The organism is Gammaproteobacteria bacterium (assembly GCA_029881255.1).
Lineage (GTDB): Bacteria > Pseudomonadota > Gammaproteobacteria > S012-40 > S012-40 > JAOUMY01.
The window spans coordinates 319,654-337,238 of record JAOUMY010000002.1; the positions used below are offsets into that span (position 1 = coordinate 319,654).

Below are 17,585 nucleotides of genomic sequence, written 5' to 3' on the forward strand. Positions count from 1 at the left end.
TTCTTTGTCTTGGTATCATAATACAGCATGCATGCAATATGCTGTCAGGATTGAAAGCGATTTTCGCGCAGCACCATTACCGTCAGAAAATTCTAATCCGATACGCATACTCGGTATCTCACCACACCGTTCTTATGTTCTTTCAATTGAGAGTCTTGTTTTAACACGCGGCCTCGCTTTAGAATCGTCATATGTTTATTATCGATACCACGCCTAATTTCTCCGACGCAGAAATCTTTTCGATTTTATGCGATGTCTATGTCGACGAGGGATATACCGATGTGGAACACGCACAAAAAGCATTTGAGCCAGACTCAGTACGCAAACGAGGCCAGATAATCGCGGCCAGGTCTACGCAGGACCAGGAATTGGCGGGCTTGGTCATACTCGTCCATGCCGACACGCCAGCAGCACGACTGGCGAAAGAAAACGAATCGGAGATACACTTGCTGTGCGTGAGAAAAGGGTTTCGTGGTCAAGGTTTAGGACGACAACTGGTCAGCGCGGTCGTCGAACTGGCCCAAAAGGCCAACAGAGAAAAACTTATATTGTGGACACAGACCAGCATGACTGCCGCGCAGAAACTCTATGAGTCTGTGGGATTCGTTTTTCAAAACACTATGGAAATAAACAACCGGACCTTCAAGGTTTATGAAAAAGATCTTACATTCACGGATGGGTAAACAGATCGCCTATAGAAAAACTCTCCCAGAATAGCCCACGCCCTATATTTCTATAGACTCGCTGAGCTCGCGCACTATACCGATCTCTTTCATCAAAGCACTCGCTTCCTTAAGTATATCGGTGTAGTGAAAAGCGCCTTTTCTGATAACCCGCACGACATGCGCATCCAAATAAGCTTTTTCGTCTGGTGTGAGCGTTTTCGCACTGGTAATAACGACGGGAATATCTCTTGTATTTGCGTTCCGTTTCAATTGATCGATAATGTCGAACCCCGACACCTCTGGCATCATAAGATCAAGAAAAATCATGGCCGGCAGACTACGTTCAATTTCGCTCATCGCTTGACTGGCCTCGGTAACGATACGAGTCTGGTATTGATCCATTTGCAAGATGGTTGCAATTAGCTTGGCATCGTTGTGGCTGTCGTCGACTATCATGACCTCTTTTCGTTTATCCCGTAACTGTTTTAAGGTGTTAAGCAGCTGTCTAGAGTTAACGGGTTTTTGAATATATTCAAGTGCGCCAAAATTATATGCCATTTCTGACTTATTCAGGATTGATACAATCACCACAGGGATATTTGCCGTATGGCGATTGGTTTTGAGTTCAAACAAGGTTTCCCAACCGCTTTTTTCAGGCATTAGAACATCGCGTGTGATGATAACAGGACGAAACTCACGCGCCAGATCAACGGCCTTAGCCCCGCCATCAGCAATAATGACGTTATATCCTTCAGCATGCAGATGGCTTTTAATTAAAGCCTGTGCGTCAGCCTGATCATCAACAACGAGAACATTAAATGCGTTCTCCTGCCTATTTCGCACAGGCGACGGTAACAGCGTGTACAGCTCAGGGTACACAGCGCTATGTGATCGTACCGGCAGTGAAATGGTAAACGTGCTTCCCTCTCCAGGAACGCTTTTTACAGAAATAGTCCCTCCAAGTAGCTCAGTGAAGCGCCGTGAGATGGCTAGTCCAAGACCAGTCCCCTGAAACTTCCGGGTAAGTCCCTTTTCCACTTGTTGAAACGAGTCAAATATTCGGTCCAGTTGATCCTCATGTATGCCGATACCTGTATCACTGACAGCGATGTGTAGCATTTCTCTATCATCGACTTGATAGTGAACAGCAACGCCTCCAGTGTCTGTAAACTTAATTGCATTTCCCAAAAGATTAATCAATACCTGATTCAGCTTGTGCATGTCACTTCGGATGAACAACTCTTCGTTCAGTTTCCCGTGAAAAATTGACTCGAGGCTCAGTCCTTTATCTGCCGCCTGAACACTCAACGATTCAATTAGCTCAACAATTAGCGTATGAACCTCTACATCGTCCCAGTCGACTTCCATTTTTCCGGCCTCGACCTTGGAAAGATCGAGAATATCGTTGATGAGATTTAGCAAATGTTTACCACTACCATGAACGATATCCAATTGCTTTCTTTGTAAGTCGTTTATTTCGCCCGCCATGCCGTCACGGATGAGACAGGTAAACCCAATAATCGAATTCAAAGGTGTTCGTAATTCATGGCTCATATTGGCCAGAAAATCAGATTTCGCTCTTGTAGCTTCAATCGCTTCGTCACGGGCGATTTGCAATTCGCGTGTGCGTATAGCGACCTCATCTTCGAGGTGGTTGCGATATTGATCGAGTTCTTTCTCTACTAATTTTCGTTCCGTTATATCGCGCGCTACAGCAATGACACACGGGGTGTACCCTGGCTCTTCCAATATTCCCAAATTGACTTCAACCGGAAATTGAGACTGATTTTCTCTAAAAAACTCACCTTGTATGGCAATATGGGCGTCACTTTCAGTCAACTCATCTACCAGCTTCATCAGTCTTTCAGGATTATCCAGTTTGCAAATATCGCTCAAGTGCAAACCCTTAATTTCACTTGCAGAGTATCCCAGCATACGCGTGGTTGCCTGATTGCAATCAATGCACTCAAGAAATACAGAATCAAATAACAGGATCGCGTCATTCGCGACGTCTAGTGCCTTCCTGAATCGCGCTAAATCATTTACCGCAAATTCTTTTTCCAATCGTAATTGTTCGGTATAGCGCTCATTAGCAACGCAGAGTTCAATCATTTTTCCAAGGTTAGACAGTATTGGAGCGAAAACATGTTCGATCTTCACCTCCAAGTCCGGAAAGCGATTGCCGAGTAGCAAAATAACTTCACCTTTGGGCAAGGGAAGCCAATAGGCTGAGAGATAGACGTCGCACAATTCAGCAGACTGAATCGGAGAGTCCATTTGTTGAATTCGCGAAATATGATCGGGTTGAGTCAGAGAAATGGGTTTTCCTACCGCTTCTCGAAATTTTCTGTTGCCTACAGACTCAACGATACTGTAGTTGTTGCCCGGCTTTTTACCGACAACCGGAACGAGATATAGACCGCACGAAAACCCTGTGTGATACAGCATCTTCTGTAACATTCTTTGCATCAATGGCACAAGGCGCGTCTCGCCACTCATGACTAGCGCCATCTCATACAAAATGTGATAGATGTGTTCTTTATTCAAAATTAGTTCTATAGAGGTAAGGACACCAGAGTGGCATTATGAAATAGCGGGTAACCCTCTTTGCGCGAGTTACCAATTTCACCCAGTGAAAGCGCTCCAACAATTTCTTGCTCCGAAAATTGACCGGCAATGCTTTCTACTTCCTCTTTTGCGTGATTCTGCATATGCATTCGTCTACCTGCACAATAAAACAACAAGAAGTTTTCACATTTCTGGTTACGAACTTCCTGAACCAGGGCGTCCACGGCACCGTGACTATTAGACTCTTCGGCCATCAGCAAACTCAATAAGGCGTTCTCTGGCACCTCGCCCACGCAGAATAATGACCCGTCATCTTGTAATGCCACAGGAATACGAACCAAGACTTCATTCGACATTCGTACAATGCCAAAAGGAAAATGCACGGCATTCTCGTAAAAATTTTCCTTGGTGATATCAACGTCGTAGTGTTTTTTCACTTGCTCGGCGTAAACTTCAAACGCTGGTTTCCAATCGATACTGGTGATCCGATTCCCTTCTGCCGCTGTTGCCACTATTGTTTGAGCAGGGGCAGTATAACCGTGCTCCAGTACTGCAGGATGTGGCGTAGGCAGCAACAATGCCAAAATGGCATTCTGCGTGAAGCGCACGCTATCAAAGATACACAATATGGGTTGAAACGTCTCGCTTCCTGCATTCACTCCCGCATAATTAACCACGTCACCAATATTGGAATAAATATCATCAAGTAGACTGCCTATATTGGGGATCATAGCGTCGAAGATGCAAAACAGCGTCGGGACAAATTCGGACGTGTTGCGTTCAAGCAGGGGAAGAATTTGATCGCTGATAGATTTTTCGCTCTCAGCATTGATGTCATCAATAATTCGGTAAGGAATGGCTTGTTGATAGCCTACCAGTACGAATCCCTGTTTCTGGAAATCGTTTTTGTAAATGACTTCAGGAAAGACAGCCCCACAAAGTTGTATGCCTGAACTACGTGCAAGTCGCTGTAGACGCGATACCACGGCGTCACATTCTTGTTCGGCTACCAGTGCACAAATGAACCTGGCTTCGCTATCACTGATCCAGCGTTCAATATCCATGTCCGCTGTATCAGTACTTCCATGTAAAAGTGATAAGGTACTCATTTTTCCCTGGACCTGTAGAGTATTTCCAGGGAATGTACTGAATCTGTTCCAAGGCGTCAAACGCTAAATCTATTCCCTAACGTCGACGAAACTTTTTCATTGAAAAAACTGTGTGATTTAAATTATCGCACTACTTTTTCGGCGTTCTCCAAATTAGTAAGCCACCGTAACCTGAGAGGAGATTCGTCCACGCAAGCCGCTAAAGTTGTCTTCAAGCGCTGGCACGCTGTTCAACGATACTGCACGACGATCTTCGTAATTCACTGCCAATCTCGCTTTTTTATTCAAAACATATTGCACAGCTAGCGTCGTATTATAAAAACTCGTTTCGAGTTGGTCGCCGGTTAGACGATTTAGGGTATCGAATCGTGCGCCAATCAAAAAGCCGGAGTTAAATAGCGCCCATGTACCGTCCACGTACCAACCATAGGCCAGCCCCAATAAACCATCGCCAGGAGAACCTTCACCCGGTACGTTTAAGTCAAAGCTTTCCTTGTGAGCGCCAAGAAATATCATGCCTTGTCCACGCATGTATTCACCTGAGACATGTAGATCTTTCCAGCGAAGACTAAAACCGCCACCACTGCGAATACGGCTATAGGGGGTATAAAAGGTTGTGCCAGAACTCACGCCAACCAATGTTTGTGCATTTGAAACCTGATTGGAAAAATCCGTATCGAAATTCCGCCAGCCTGTCTGATGCCAGCCATAAATCTTCAGACCTTCTCGACGACCACCTTTACCACCGAAAACCCATTCGCTTGCACCATAAAAATAATATGTCAGACTACCATCATTGTCGCCGACATTTAGTCCGTTTCCATTACCGGCCATTGTTGCATAACTCAATTCCCAGTCACCGGCCTTAAAGGTATTAAAAATCTGTACACCGACATCGCGAAAAGCACCGACGGGTTTTTCAAACCCGTTAGCTGAAACAAAAAGTTGCTGAGCTTCACGATTGCCTCGCATATCAAATGTTTTGGCATAATTATCATCGTTAGGAAAACGCTCCAGATTCAAAGCGTTTGTCACAGCAGAGAAATTAATAAATTCCGCTACTGTCGCTGACTGCAAACCTTCTTCTGATCCTGGATACTTAAACATCCCAATACGAACTTTTGCGAAAGGAACATGATTGAGCGTAACACTGGCATCGGTTAACTTGCCATATTTTCCGCCAGCCGTAATACCGTTATTACCCAATTCCATTAACAAGAAGTAGTTGAGTTTATTGTCGAGAGGAAAGTTATTGCCGCGAACGCCAATACGCGCGCGGGCGATATTGAACTGTGAATTACTAGTCAGGTTTGGACCGATTAGTTTTGCTGGAACATACAGGTTGTTCGAATTACCGTAGCTCATATCATATTGATATTGGCCTTGAATGAATCCCCAGATTTGCGCTTGCTCATTATTGGATTCAGGTTCGGTTCCCTGGAGTGCCAACCAGTCTGCGGCAAATGTCTTGCCCTGTCCGACGAAAACACCCAATACCAACATAACAGCGATGCTGGCCTTACGATATGAAACTTTCATGACGGCTTTCCCCTCTTTGGAATTGTTCTAGTAGTTTTGTACCTGAAGCTACCTGCCAAAGTCAGGCGCGTCAGGCCGATAAGCAAAAAATCATACGATTATCGGGTAATCGGTAGTCGAACACGTACCCAGAATCCTCCAAGTCGTGTCGATCTGCCAAACTCTAATTCTCCATTGTAGTAACTTACGGCATCCTGAACGATGGACAACCCAAGTCCATGACCGGCTGTAGATTCGTCGATGCGAACGCCGCGATTAGCCAGTTTGCTCAACTGCTCATAAGGTGCGCCGGGGCCATCATCCTCCACTGTCGCCGTCATATAGTGACCATCCACCGTGATATAGAAGGCCACGATGTGTTTGGCCCATTTACAGGCGTTGTCAAATAAATTACCCAATAATTCCATCATGTCTTCTCTATCCAACGGCGTAGATTGACCTTCCGGATATTCAACGTCGATGGCAAGATCTTTTGCGCGATAGACAGTTTCCAGCATTTCAATCAGCGGTGGCAAATCTTCGTCAGGGCGAAAACGCTTACCCATACCTGCCGCGCCTGCCAGGCGCGCACGTTTTAATTCCCGCTCCACCAGTCGTCGCATGGCTTCGGTTTGATTCAATATTTGCTGACGTAGATTCGGCGCGGTTCTCAATGCGGGTAAATGCGTGAGCTGCCCCAAAATGGTAAGCGGCGCCTTGAGTGCATGTGCCAGATTACCCAGCGCGTTTCTCGATCGATCAAGACGTTGGCTTAACAGGTTTAGCAGGCGATTGATTTCCTGTACGAGAGGTTTGATTTCCGTCGGCGCGTCATCACTAAGCTCACCGATTTCGCCGCGCTCCATCGCTTGGAGCTGCATACGAACAATTTCTGCCGGACGGAAACCACGACTCACTATTACAACCTGCAACACGATAAGTAACAACAATGCGAAAAAAGAAATACCGCTATAGACAATCTGTAGATCGACCACATCCTGTTTGATATCGGCGATTTCATGCGCAGTTGCGATCTGTATGACCAAACCATGTTTCTCGTACCCGGCAACGCGCAACACTATCTCGTGCCCCAAGGGACCATCCACATGCATCGTCTGCACTTCACCGACACTTACCGGCCCGAACTCAAGACGTTGGTCCCACAGGGAACGCGAACGCATTATGTTTTCACCCAGGTGTATCTGGTAATAGTGTCCCGAGAATGGTCGATGATACATCTGAGAAACACGGCTCTCGGGTAATATGACTTTGCCATTGTTGTGCACTAACAAGGCTGAGAGTATATTTTCCGATTCGTGATCAAGTTGGGTGTGTAGAAATTCGTTGGTCAGGTGCTGAATAGCGAAACTGACCACGAACCATTGAATGGCAAACAATATTATAAGTATGGAAACAAGCCCGACGCCTAAACGGGCCTGAATGGATTGCATCAGGTCTTGGCCTCAAACACGTAGCCCTGCCCCCGGCGAGTCTGAATCACATCCTGCCCTAATTTCTGACGTAGGCGTTTTACATATACTTCAATGACGTTACTATCCTTCTCGGAATCATAGTCATATACATGTTCCGTTAAACGTGTTTTTGACAAAATTTTCCCGGGATTATGCATAAAATAGCGCAAGAGGCGAAATTCCGTTCCCGTAAGCTCAAAAGCTTTGCCGTCAAGACTAGTCACCGTCTGCGTATCTTCATCCAAGGTAAGTCCCGCAATCTTTAATGTCGGGGCAGCCTCGCCACTGCTGCGACGTATTATCGCATTCAGTCGCGCAACCAGTTCTTCCATGTGAAAGGGTTTGGCTAGATAGTCATCCGCTCCCATGCGAAAACCGTCCACTTTTTCGTGCCACGCATCTCTGGCAGTCAAAATCAAAACAGGAACTTTGTTACCCTTTTCACGCCAATGCTGCAAAACTTCCAGCCCAGGCCGACCCGGTAAACCCAGATCAAGAATAACGGCATCATAGGGTTCTTCATCACCCATGAACTCGCCATCGACCCCGTTTTCAGCGATATCCACCGCAAAGCCAGCACTTTTTAATTCCTTTTTCAGCGCCTGACTCAGGGTGGCGTCATCTTCGACTGCCAATACCCGCACGTTACCGCTCCTTTTCTTTCTTTATTAGCCCGCCATCGCGAGCATTATATTTGAATTCCCACACAACCCCATCCGACATTAGCACCTGGATACCGTAAACATACCTGTCGTTGTCGGTCTCCAAGTCAGCTTCCAGCAAATTGCCACCCGTCTCTTTTAACGTTTTGGCAATCAACATATCGAGCGGAACGATTTTTCCAGACATCGTCAGCTTACGCGCCAGCTCCTGATCATTATCATCCGCTAGTAACGCGACTGGCGCCAGCAGAATCAACAACAAAAAAGCCAATTTTTTCAAAACTTTATCTCTCACCCATTAGTTAGCCACTGATATTGAATGTAATCCGACAATTTGGAAATATCCTAATCATCCCAGCGGCCTATGCCTGGTATTTTAATCTCATTTTCGCTATATGAACCACTGTCTGCGCGGGTATGGCACTCGATGCAATTAGACAGACTTTTAGGGCCCTTCTTGCCACTGAGTACTGATCGCGGTAATTCATGATGTTCCCGTTGAAAAAAGCGCGTTTCTGTAATTCTAAGCGGCGCTGCGTTTCCTATACGCCCCATCACCTCACGCCCCAAATAGGCATTAGACCGGTCTGCCGCATTTTGTTCAAGATACGCCAGTATCTCAGTCCGTTCTTTTTGGCCTAGCTCAGCATTGTCACCAAAATGACTATCCAGTCCACCCATGATTTTTTGCCATGATGCTGCCGGTAACAGTTGCGGCTGATAGGCAAAGTGGCAACCACCACATTCCTTTTTATATAAATCATTAGTTACTGCAGAGGTACGATGAGATTCAGACTCCCTCTTACCGCGAAACCATCCACGATCATCATCGTCAGCCACCGCAATTGCACCAGTTCCTACTGCGAGGATCAAGGCGATTAACGCTATATTACGAATACGCATATTATCTTCTCCTGAACTTATTGCTGCATTATTACTGTGTACGGATATAGCTGAGAAAATCCGCCTTTTCCTGTACGGTGCATTCACGCCCCATGGTCCATTTGCAATTGCGGCGGAACCATTTTTCTATTTTGGCGACATCAGTCAACCGTTCGCGATTAGCCGAAGGTGCAAGCGGATCTATGGTTTTCCCAGTTTTGACATGCTTACCTGCAGTACGCAAATCCTTGCTATGACAGGAAGTACAACTGCGCATTTTGCCATCCTCGCTGCTTTGGTGTTGCTGTGACCACATCTGTTCGCCGCGTGCGGCAGATACATTGTTTGCCCCCTGGGCGATATAGTCCTTGATCACATCATCAACTACAGCGGCATGTGCACCAGCTGAAATAACCAGCGTAATAAATAGAATGCCTACGTGCGTCTTGAGTTTCATTGTCTTCTCCAAATTTGGTTAATACGCAATTCAATTTCATTAACGCGTCCATGCTTGTATTTGTTTGAATTGATACACGCTTACCCTGTTAAAAACTCCCCTCACCCGCCTGCATCGAAACAGTTTTCAATCTCATATTGACGACTATCCCCTATTGGCCTTTTTGCCATTCCACATGGATAGAACCAGATTTTCCTGATGCAGAATGCTTTCGATTACTACACCTGCCACATGAACAAACACCAGGAATAACGTGAAGTTGGCCAATCCTTCATGCAACTCTTCAAAAACTTCCGCCAGCCAATGAGGAAGTCCGTGGACGTAATTCACTAGTGGACCTGCATGTTCTTCGGTGGCATACACCACCAGACCGCTCATGCTGGTCGCAAGCAAACACGCCATTAAAATGATAATCATCCATCCACCTGCGGGATTGTGCCCGAGGTAGCGCTTGGCCTTGAAAGTGACAACATCTTTTAGATAAGAAACAGCAGTGGAAGGCGAATACACAAAATCGACAAATCGTGCGTGACGAGTACCAATCAATCCCCAGATTATGCGCACAGCCAACAAGCCCAAAATGGTATAACCCGCGTAGGCATGCACTAACATCAGATCATCTTCGGTAGCATAGGCAATCGCAAAAGCCGCCACCAACGTCCAGTGAAATACTCGGACCAGAGGATCCCAGACCTTTACTTCATTTGCAGTCATAACTCACCTTCTTTATGCACCATGTTGGGGAGCAAATTAGTCCCGGCAACTGAAACGAAGGTGAATGTAAGTCGCTATTTTTATTAGTAATTCAGTTGAGATTCAGATTTTTTATCGTAATTTTAATGTGGTTTTTGGTGAGATTTTTCATCTAAGTTGCGTATTTTTCAACGGAAAATTCTCCACGAATTTTCAGTCTAAAATTTTACCGAAGTGACTTTCATAGGCATGGTTAACATATGGTAATGTAAGCATTTTTTTGTTTTTTTGGGTTATCGGGAAATAACCCAGTCGTCGCCTTCTCGGCGAAATTGTATCTCGTAGGATATTGAACCTCTGGCTACGCGGTAGTTGAAAACAATGGCGGGGGCGTCATCTCTCTCCAACCACACGAGTTTGCCTGTGTAGCTGGAATTCAAGCCCACGGATTGCTCTCTCAAGTTAAGAGCTTCAAGATCCTTATCTGTCGCGGTATTTTCTAGGGACGCTTTCAATCGATTTTCGAATGTCCCTTTATCGGCATAAAACGCTGCATCCAGTTCCTCGTTACGTTCCTTGAATAATGGGAGTATTTCGTTGATTCGATTGCTCGTAATTGCCTCCTGTATAAAACGATATTTAGGATAGAGTTGGCGGTGAAGTTTTTGATACTCATCTTCCGGCAAATCATCTACATATTTTATCGCTTTACTATCTAAAAATTTCCAGCGAGGAAGACTACTCTGCATGGTTATGGTTTGTACAAAGTGCAGTGATTTCTCATCTTCCGGCACAGATTTAATTTCGAGTTTGCCAATATGCACGTCTCCTTTATCATCCTGAAAAAAATCTCGCGCGGAATTGAGTATGGTATCGGAGCTCGATCCTAAGGCGGGCTGCTTTATGGAATTACCTTTGGCCGACGCAACCAGGGTAGCAACTGGCCAGACTTTGTCTGATTCATCTTTTGAAGCTACCCGTAAAATAATTTTGATACTTGAGTTCTCCAAGGTGGTATCTGAATAAAGCTCTATGCGGTTTTCACCACTCGTCATATACTGGTTTACCGGGACGACTGTGTTGAATTGACTACCGTCGAAACTCTCCATTACGTTTACACCGTTGACGACGACCTGGAATATGGCGTTTTCACATTCGATACGTAACGTAAAAAATGGTCTTTTATTTAGTACGGACACAATCTTGTTTTCCTCTAATTTCTTTTCCAGCGCACTAACCTTTGCACAACTAAACACCACAAGTAAAACCAAAACCCAACTATATAGTTTTCGCATCGATAGCCACGTCTCCCGCTTTCTCTGGCCATTGAAAAGGCTTAATAAGGGTAACGAGCTTATGAAACTCCTCATGTTTTTTTTCTGCCTCAACTTTGGTTTTTGCTCGACCATAGGTCTTTCGAGGCAGTGCTGAACTCTTGTCATTCCTATCATCCGATTCCGCCTTTTCCGCACCCGCTTTGATGTACAGCGTATAGTAAATGGCAGCACCGGTGAACGCCAGTGTACCCTCAAAACCAGGTTTCTCTTGTATATTCTTCGCTTTGACTGTACCTGTAAAGCCAACGCCTGTCTTGGCAGACTTCTCACTTCCTAAACGGGCACCAGCGCCTGCAGAAATTTTGATGAGAAAGGTGTCGACTTCTACCGTCACGAAGCCTTCAATGACAAACTCAAGATTAGAAGACAAGGTACCGTCAGTCGTCCAATCTTTGTTGGGGCTCTTTGTCCACTCGAATTTACCGCTTACTTTGCCGGAAATTTTGAGATCTACACCTAAATCTGCTTTAGCATTGTTAGTCTCATTGCCTACGCCTTGTTTTAAACGCTCACGTATTTTATCAAGAAAAACCGAATACCCCGGCGCCGCTACACGCAGTATCCACCCAAGAATATCAACCTTGACATCGGCACCGATCAAGGTCGGGCACTTCAAAAAGAACTTGCCTTCCAAATCGATCAAATTACTCTGTGGTAACTCGATCGTTTTCATCTCGCCGCCAAAGGCAATATTTGGCCAGTGTATCGTCACTTGTGGCGGCCGTTTATCATTATTCGAAAACAGCTTTCTCTTTGCGTCGACAAGCAAGGTTTCTTTGTTGGCATCCAGATCGCTGAAAAATGGTTCTATCTTTTTCAACAAACGAGTGAGACCCTCAAATGGTTTATCATTTTCTCTCGACAGTTTGCCACTGATTTCCCATTTTTCGGTATTGACGGCGAGGTTGAGCTTGCCAGACACGAAAAACTTGCCGTGCCCTTTCATTTTCTCGAAGCCAACTTTCTCATTCTTAGCCAACATCGCATACTTGGGCTGTTCATAGCCAAACCCGACCTCGCCACCCCAACTGGCCTGTTGAAACACTTCGATTTGGGCTTTTTGTTTACCAGTGCCACTGCAGGTCTGGCTAGTCACATTGTAAACAGATGCATTATTTAAATTAATCGGGATGAGATATTTTTCGAGAAACTTGCGGAATCCTTTCGAGTCCGGATCAAACATCGGCGGTAATAGTTGCACCTTGACAGGACTGGGTTGATCGACCTGTAAATCCGATGCGCTAATTTCCACAGAAGGACAGAGTCGATCACGGTTCGGTCGATATTTTCTTTTGTAGTCTTCGGATGAACTCGATTTACCACCATGTCCTTGCTTGCAGTTACCTTTGAGGGTGATTTCTACCAGTCGAGGTTCATCGGATTTTGCCAACACCCTCAACACATACTGATACTCACCCTCGGGCAACGGTTTGCTCAAATCGAGCGTAAATTTTCTAGCGGGATTGATCGCCGTAATCGCCACCAGTGCAGGTTCGCAACTGGCCCGATGACAGCTCTGACAACTATCGTCAGGGCGACTACTACTTTCAGTATTGGTGACCGTACTCGCCATTTAACACATCATTCCTTGTTCTTTTTATTTGTCGAGCCGTTTGGCGGCTTCATCGTTCAGCCGGGCGATGCGTAAGGCACCATCACTTATGTCTTTGTCTCCGAGAATCTCACGAGCCCAGGAATGACGGTGATTTTGATCGAAATCGTCACCAAATTGCGCACTCAGGCTAACGAAATCACAAATATCCTGACGCGTTTCGATACCATAGCCGCGCGCTTTTTCGACGATCGAACTAACTCGCTGTTTTAACTGCTCTTCAGTGAGGGTTTCGCATTGTTCAGGAAAGTGGATTTGCAGGTGCTCCTGCATACGCTTGAGGAAAAGACGCTCGGCAAGTTCGTCAAACAGTTTTACCTGTTCTGGGCGTAGTTTGATCATGGTATGACAACTTATTGATTATTTTTAAAATTATTTTAACTTTTGCTGCCGCCATAAGGGGTAGGCGAACAATCAATGCAAGTCGCCATAGTATAGACAATACAATCGCTTGCGAAAACTATTTAATAGGATAGATTCGAAATTTGTGACTAGAAGATGGGAACAAACATCGTGTTTCGAACCGCATTCAATTTGATCGAGCTTGCAGCCGGGCTTGTCGTTTGTTGGCCATTGGCCACCGCTTGTTGTTGCAGGGATTGAGGCAGATGTAGCAGCTGACTATTTGATTGAACGAGTGTTTCCAGCTTCCAGGTGTAGAAATTCCCCCAACTGTGCGTTGCTACCACATAAATATCGCCATCATGGTAAACGCCATAGCCGACGACAACTGCCCAATGCGCGTTTGCGCCCCCGTAACAACCTGGATTTCCTTGGGTATCAACATCGAAAGCCACAAGCGCGGTATGGTCCTGCTTGATAATCTGGCGTAGATTGTCGAACGTTATTCCTTTGACGATTTCGTTTCGGTAATACCCTTGCTGCTCCGCTACCGTTTTTAGTTGCTCAGGCATCCAGAAGTCATCCGTATTTCCGGCCCCAAGGATCAACCCGCCTTGTTTTATCATCTGGCGCTGTACCGGTTGTGCTCCGCCAGGATTTTTCCCCTGAAGATTGTGTATCGTGCCCCCTGGCTGCCGAAACTTCAGGTGACGATAATTCAGTGCAATATTTAGCGCGAAAAAGCCAGAGTCGATTCCAGACAAGAAACTTACTTCTGGAAATGGGTTTAACAATTTGTAGTAAAGGACGCGTTTTCCTAGAAAAAAACGCCTTATTGATTGCAAATCCTGTCCTGACAAACCCTGCCTCCGAATCGAAACCAGATATACTTATCCCCTTGTCGGACTTTTTAGACAGCTTCTTTAGTATAAGGACACAAAAAAAAACGGGGGCAAGGCCCCCGTTGTAGTTTGCGTTGTTGTTCTTGTTTAAATCTTTGTGCCTTCGATAAGGTTGTAACCGGCAGGAATTGGGCTGCCTGCATCGCCTTTCTCGTTGAATGGCGTGTACTTGGTTACGATCTTCGCGAAATTCAGACTCAAAGACTCATTCGGGCGATCGCCACCAGTAGACATGGAATAACCAGAAATCATGCAGTCATCCAATTCATAAGACATATAGGTTTCAATTTCTGAGGTTCCTGTCTTACAAAGATGGATAGTCGCCTTCTTGGCCTTACCAACTGTTGCCTCGTTGAACAGTAAGGGTGAAGACTTGTCCAGCAATTTGGTTACTGAAATTTCGCTGATGCTCGGCTTAGTTGCTTCACGGTCGGCGGTGCCGCCGATAGAGGTTGAAATTGCGCGTCCACATCCGAATTGCATGGAATCCAACTGTATCCAACCCTCGTGTCCCTTAGAAGAAACTGTTCCTTCAATACCTTCATATTGCAAATAAATAGCCATTTCCTAAATCTCCTTTGTCAAATTTGTGTAAAACTTCCTTAGAAACTTTTTCTCAACCACGGTGTTATAGTAACCGCGTTAGAAAATAAAGACCTGTTATCTAGTTCACAATCATCTAACTAATTTACCGTGACAGTGAGGCTATCGTCGTCACCAACGCCGATAGTGACTTTCTTCACGGCTTCACCGACAGCAACACGACTCAAAAACTCTTCTGACATTTTAGGCAGTAAGCCGTCATTGAGTATATTGTCGATATTGCGCGCGCCGCTTTCTACTTCCTGGCAACGAGAGGTGATGGTTTCCAGAACATCGTCCCCATACTCGAAGTCAGCTTTGTAATTCTGATAAATCCGCTTACCTATCTTGTTCAGCTTTAATGCAATGATCTTGGAAAGCGCGTTATCGTGTAAAGGATAGTAACAAACTGACGTGGTACGTCCAAGAAACGCCGGTTTGAAATAGCTGAGTAAATCCGGGCGCACTGCCTCAAGCAGCATATCTGGTTCAGGCATGGTTTCTTCGTCGGAACAGAGCTTCGATATCGTTTCCGAACCCAGATTCGATGTCATGATTATCACCGTATTCTTGAAGTCGATATCGCGACCCTCGCCGTCTTTCATATTTCCCTTATCGAACACCTGATAGAAAATATCCTGTACGCCAGAATGAGCTTTTTCCATCTCATCAAGCAATACTATGCTATAGGGCTTGCGCCGTACAGCTTCGGTGAGCACGCCACCTTCACCATATCCGACATAACCGGGAGGAGATCCCATTAGCAACGAGACCTTATGTTCCTCTTTGAATTCGGACATATTGATGACCGTCATGTTTTGCTCACCGCCGTAGAGCAAATCCGCGAGCGCCAGAGCTGTTTCTGTTTTACCCACGCCGCTGGTACCGACCATCAGGAATACACCAATAGGCTTATTAGGATCAGTCAACCGCGCACGAGAAGTACGAATGCTCTTGGCAATCGCTTCAAGGGCGTGACGTTGTCCGATAACACGCTGCTCCAGGTGATCACCTAACTTCAATACCGACTGAATTTCATCGCTTACCATGCGCCCTACGGGAATACCGGTCCATCCAGCAATAACTTCAGCAACCGCTTGCGCGTCGACACGCACATGTAGCAAGGGGCTCTCACCCTGCAATTGTTTCAACTGTTCTTCCAGGGACTGCAAACGCTGTTTGGCTTCCTGTTTGTCGAGAGACTCGTCCTCGCTGTGCAACTGAGCTAACGCTTTAGCTATTTCTGCGGCGATTTCACGTTCACTCGCCCATTGCTGATTAAGCGTCTGCAAACGAGTATTGACGGTGTCTTTCTCTGTCAGCAATTCGTCGATACGCTCCTGGTGATTTGCACCGGCTTCCTGCTCGCGATTCAAGATATTCAAAGTGACATCAATCTGGTCCAGTCGACGCTGGCTGTCTTCAACAGAAGCCGGCGTAGAATTTTGGCTGATTCCAACCTTGGCACATGCGGTATCAAGCACGCTCACGCATTTATCCGGCATTTGTCGATCGGGTATATAACGGTGTGAAAGCTTTACCGCTTCCACCAGGGCCTCGTCGAGAATACGCACACCATGATGTTTTTGTAACATGGGAGCCAGACCACGCATCATTTCTATGGCCGTTGCCTCACTAGGTTCTTCGACTTTTACAACCTGGAACCGGCGGGTAAGAGCCGGGTCTTTTTCGAAATACTTTTTGTATTCCAACCAAGTCGTCGCAGCAATCGTACGTAGCTCTCCACGGGCAAGGGCTGGTTTTAATAGATTGGCGGCGTCATTTTGGCCGGCTTGTCCACCGGCACCAATCAAGGTATGTGCTTCGTCAATGAATAGTATGATGGGGGTGGTTGAACCTTTGACTTCATCGATTACTGAACGCAGGCGATTTTCGAATTCACCTTTAACGCTTGCACCTGCCTGTAACAAACCAAGATCAAGCGATAGTAGTTCGACATTTTGCAACGCAGGCGGCACGTCACCCTTGGCAATACGCAAAGCGAAACCTTCGACGACGGCTGTTTTACCAACGCCGGCTTCACCAGTCAGAATTGGATTATTCTGGCGACGGCGGGTAAGTATATCGACGATTTGACGTATCTCTCCATCGCGTCCCAACACGGCGTCTATTTTTCCATCACGTGCCTGTTGGGTCAGGTTATTGGTATATTGCTGCAATGCACCGCCCTTACGCGCTGGCGCACCGGCTTCACCACTTGTTGCAGCGGCACGAGATTGGCTTTTCGCTTCCTGCGTTTCACCCGTAATGCTTACAAAATTCTTGCGCAAATCGTCAGCGGCAATTCCTTCGAAAACGCGTGTTGCGCTGTTCAACTGACGTCTCAGGCTTTCGTCACTCAACATTGCGCCAAGTATGTGTCCGCTGCGTGTAAATGGCGCACCGAAATTGAGTGAGCCATATACCCAGGCCTCACGCGCAACATCGACAATACGAGGAGACAATGAAGGCGGTCTGGAATTACCGGTTTTGAAGCCGTCGATGGCACGGGTAAGATCCGCCGATAAACGACCAACATCAATTCCGTAAAACTGAGTAATCGCAGCGATATCGCTATCGGTCTGTTCCAGCAATTTCATCAGCCAGTGTTCGATTTCCACGTCATAATTGGTGCGCGAAAGACACAAACCGGCAGCTGCCTCTAAGCTATGTTTTGTCGACTCGTTCAATTTTTCGATCAGCGATCGCAATTCCACCTGTACCATTTTGCTTTCCTTGTGTACTCGTTTCTCGTTAACTGTTGTAATCAACCGTCATCAAAAC

General features: G+C 46.1%; 16 protein-coding genes. 1 reads left to right on the forward strand and 15 read right to left on the reverse strand.

Annotated elements, in window-relative coordinates:
• Positions 1-191: 191 nt before the first annotated feature.
• Positions 192-683 (forward strand): GNAT family N-acetyltransferase, encoded by a 492-nt coding sequence (locus OEZ43_06560; GenBank protein ID MDH5545235.1) that lies wholly within the window; start codon positions 192-194, stop codon positions 681-683.
• Positions 684-725: 42 nt separating this feature from the next.
• Here OEZ43_06560 and OEZ43_06565 read toward each other — a convergent pair whose 3' ends face one another.
• The 15 genes from OEZ43_06565 to tssH all read right to left on the reverse strand — a co-directional run bounded on the left by OEZ43_06565 (position 726) and on the right by tssH (position 17,527).
• Positions 726-3,212 (reverse strand): response regulator, encoded by a 2,487-nt coding sequence (locus tag OEZ43_06565; GenBank protein ID MDH5545236.1) that lies wholly within the window; start codon positions 3,210-3,212, stop codon positions 726-728.
• 8 nt (positions 3,213-3,220) lie between these two features.
• Complete coding sequence (locus OEZ43_06570; protein ID MDH5545237.1) at positions 3,221-4,342, reverse strand: FIST C-terminal domain-containing protein; 1,122 nt, start codon at positions 4,340-4,342, stop codon at positions 3,221-3,223.
• Between the two features lie 153 nt (positions 4,343-4,495).
• A complete protein-coding gene (locus tag OEZ43_06575) occupies positions 4,496-5,881 on the reverse strand; it encodes an OprO/OprP family phosphate-selective porin (GenBank protein MDH5545238.1) in 1,386 nt (461 codons plus the stop codon).
• A 98-nt stretch (positions 5,882-5,979) separates the two neighbouring features.
• Positions 5,980-7,311, reverse strand: a complete 1,332-nt coding sequence (locus OEZ43_06580) for a sensor histidine kinase (protein MDH5545239.1) — start codon at positions 7,309-7,311, stop codon at positions 5,980-5,982.
• Positions 7,311-7,976, reverse strand: a complete 666-nt coding sequence (locus tag OEZ43_06585; GenBank protein ID MDH5545240.1) for a response regulator transcription factor — start codon at positions 7,974-7,976, stop codon at positions 7,311-7,313. Before OEZ43_06585 ends, OEZ43_06580 begins: the two co-directional genes overlap by 1 nt.
• Before the next feature lies 1 nt (position 7,977).
• On the reverse strand, positions 7,978-8,274 hold the full coding sequence (locus tag OEZ43_06590; protein MDH5545241.1) for a PepSY domain-containing protein: 297 nt from the start codon (positions 8,272-8,274) through the stop codon (positions 7,978-7,980).
• 65 nt (positions 8,275-8,339) lie between these two features.
• Complete coding sequence (locus OEZ43_06595; GenBank protein MDH5545242.1) at positions 8,340-8,897, reverse strand: diheme cytochrome c; 558 nt, start codon at positions 8,895-8,897, stop codon at positions 8,340-8,342.
• 31 nt (positions 8,898-8,928) lie between these two features.
• Complete coding sequence (locus OEZ43_06600; protein MDH5545243.1) at positions 8,929-9,333, reverse strand: DUF1924 domain-containing protein; 405 nt, start codon at positions 9,331-9,333, stop codon at positions 8,929-8,931.
• Between the two features lie 144 nt (positions 9,334-9,477).
• On the reverse strand, positions 9,478-10,047 hold the full coding sequence (locus OEZ43_06605) for a cytochrome b/b6 domain-containing protein (GenBank protein ID MDH5545244.1): 570 nt from the start codon (positions 10,045-10,047) through the stop codon (positions 9,478-9,480).
• Between the two features lie 272 nt (positions 10,048-10,319).
• Positions 10,320-11,321, reverse strand: coding sequence for a hypothetical protein (locus tag OEZ43_06610; GenBank protein MDH5545245.1), 1,002 nt, complete (start codon positions 11,319-11,321; stop codon positions 10,320-10,322).
• On the reverse strand, positions 11,305-12,936 hold the full coding sequence (locus OEZ43_06615) for a hypothetical protein (GenBank protein ID MDH5545246.1): 1,632 nt from the start codon (positions 12,934-12,936) through the stop codon (positions 11,305-11,307). The genes OEZ43_06610 and OEZ43_06615 overlap by 17 nt, the downstream gene beginning before the upstream one ends.
• Before the next feature lie 24 nt (positions 12,937-12,960).
• Complete coding sequence (locus OEZ43_06620; protein ID MDH5545247.1) at positions 12,961-13,317, reverse strand: hypothetical protein; 357 nt, start codon at positions 13,315-13,317, stop codon at positions 12,961-12,963.
• A gap of 149 nt (positions 13,318-13,466) precedes the next feature.
• Positions 13,467-14,081, reverse strand: a complete 615-nt coding sequence (locus tag OEZ43_06625) for a hypothetical protein (GenBank protein ID MDH5545248.1) — start codon at positions 14,079-14,081, stop codon at positions 13,467-13,469.
• 225 nt (positions 14,082-14,306) lie between these two features.
• Positions 14,307-14,783, reverse strand: coding sequence for a type VI secretion system tube protein Hcp (locus tag OEZ43_06630; protein ID MDH5545249.1), 477 nt, complete (start codon positions 14,781-14,783; stop codon positions 14,307-14,309).
• 119 nt (positions 14,784-14,902) lie between these two features.
• The gene (gene tssH / locus OEZ43_06635; GenBank protein ID MDH5545250.1) at positions 14,903-17,527 is read right to left on the reverse strand and encodes a type VI secretion system ATPase TssH; all 2,625 of its coding nucleotides are present in this window, start codon (positions 17,525-17,527) and stop codon (positions 14,903-14,905) included.
• Positions 17,528-17,585 lie beyond the last annotated feature (58 nt).

What these genes read in the sequence shown, in the direction of transcription:
- OEZ43_06560 (MDH5545235.1), top strand. Translation starts at nt 192, where the DNA reads ATGTTTATTATCGATACCACGCCTAATTTCTCCGACGCAGAAATCTTT.
- OEZ43_06570 (MDH5545237.1), bottom strand. Translation starts at nt 4,342, where the DNA reads ATGAGTACCTTATCACTTTTACATGGAAGTACTGATACAGCGGACATG.
- OEZ43_06575 (MDH5545238.1), bottom strand. Translation starts at nt 5,881, where the DNA reads ATGAAAGTTTCATATCGTAAGGCCAGCATCGCTGTTATGTTGGTATTG.
- OEZ43_06580 (MDH5545239.1), bottom strand. Translation starts at nt 7,311, where the DNA reads ATGCAATCCATTCAGGCCCGTTTAGGCGTCGGGCTTGTTTCCATACTT.
- OEZ43_06595 (MDH5545242.1), bottom strand. Translation starts at nt 8,897, where the DNA reads ATGCGTATTCGTAATATAGCGTTAATCGCCTTGATCCTCGCAGTAGGA.
- OEZ43_06600 (MDH5545243.1), bottom strand. Translation starts at nt 9,333, where the DNA reads ATGAAACTCAAGACGCACGTAGGCATTCTATTTATTACGCTGGTTATT.
- OEZ43_06605 (MDH5545244.1), bottom strand. Translation starts at nt 10,047, where the DNA reads ATGACTGCAAATGAAGTAAAGGTCTGGGATCCTCTGGTCCGAGTATTT.
- OEZ43_06610 (MDH5545245.1), bottom strand. Translation starts at nt 11,321, where the DNA reads ATGCGAAAACTATATAGTTGGGTTTTGGTTTTACTTGTGGTGTTTAGT.
- OEZ43_06615 (MDH5545246.1), bottom strand. Translation starts at nt 12,936, where the DNA reads ATGGCGAGTACGGTCACCAATACTGAAAGTAGTAGTCGCCCTGACGAT.
- OEZ43_06620 (MDH5545247.1), bottom strand. Translation starts at nt 13,317, where the DNA reads ATGATCAAACTACGCCCAGAACAGGTAAAACTGTTTGACGAACTTGCC.
- OEZ43_06630 (MDH5545249.1), bottom strand. Translation starts at nt 14,783, where the DNA reads ATGGCTATTTATTTGCAATATGAAGGTATTGAAGGAACAGTTTCTTCT.
- tssH (MDH5545250.1), bottom strand. Translation starts at nt 17,527, where the DNA reads ATGGTACAGGTGGAATTGCGATCGCTGATCGAAAAATTGAACGAGTCG.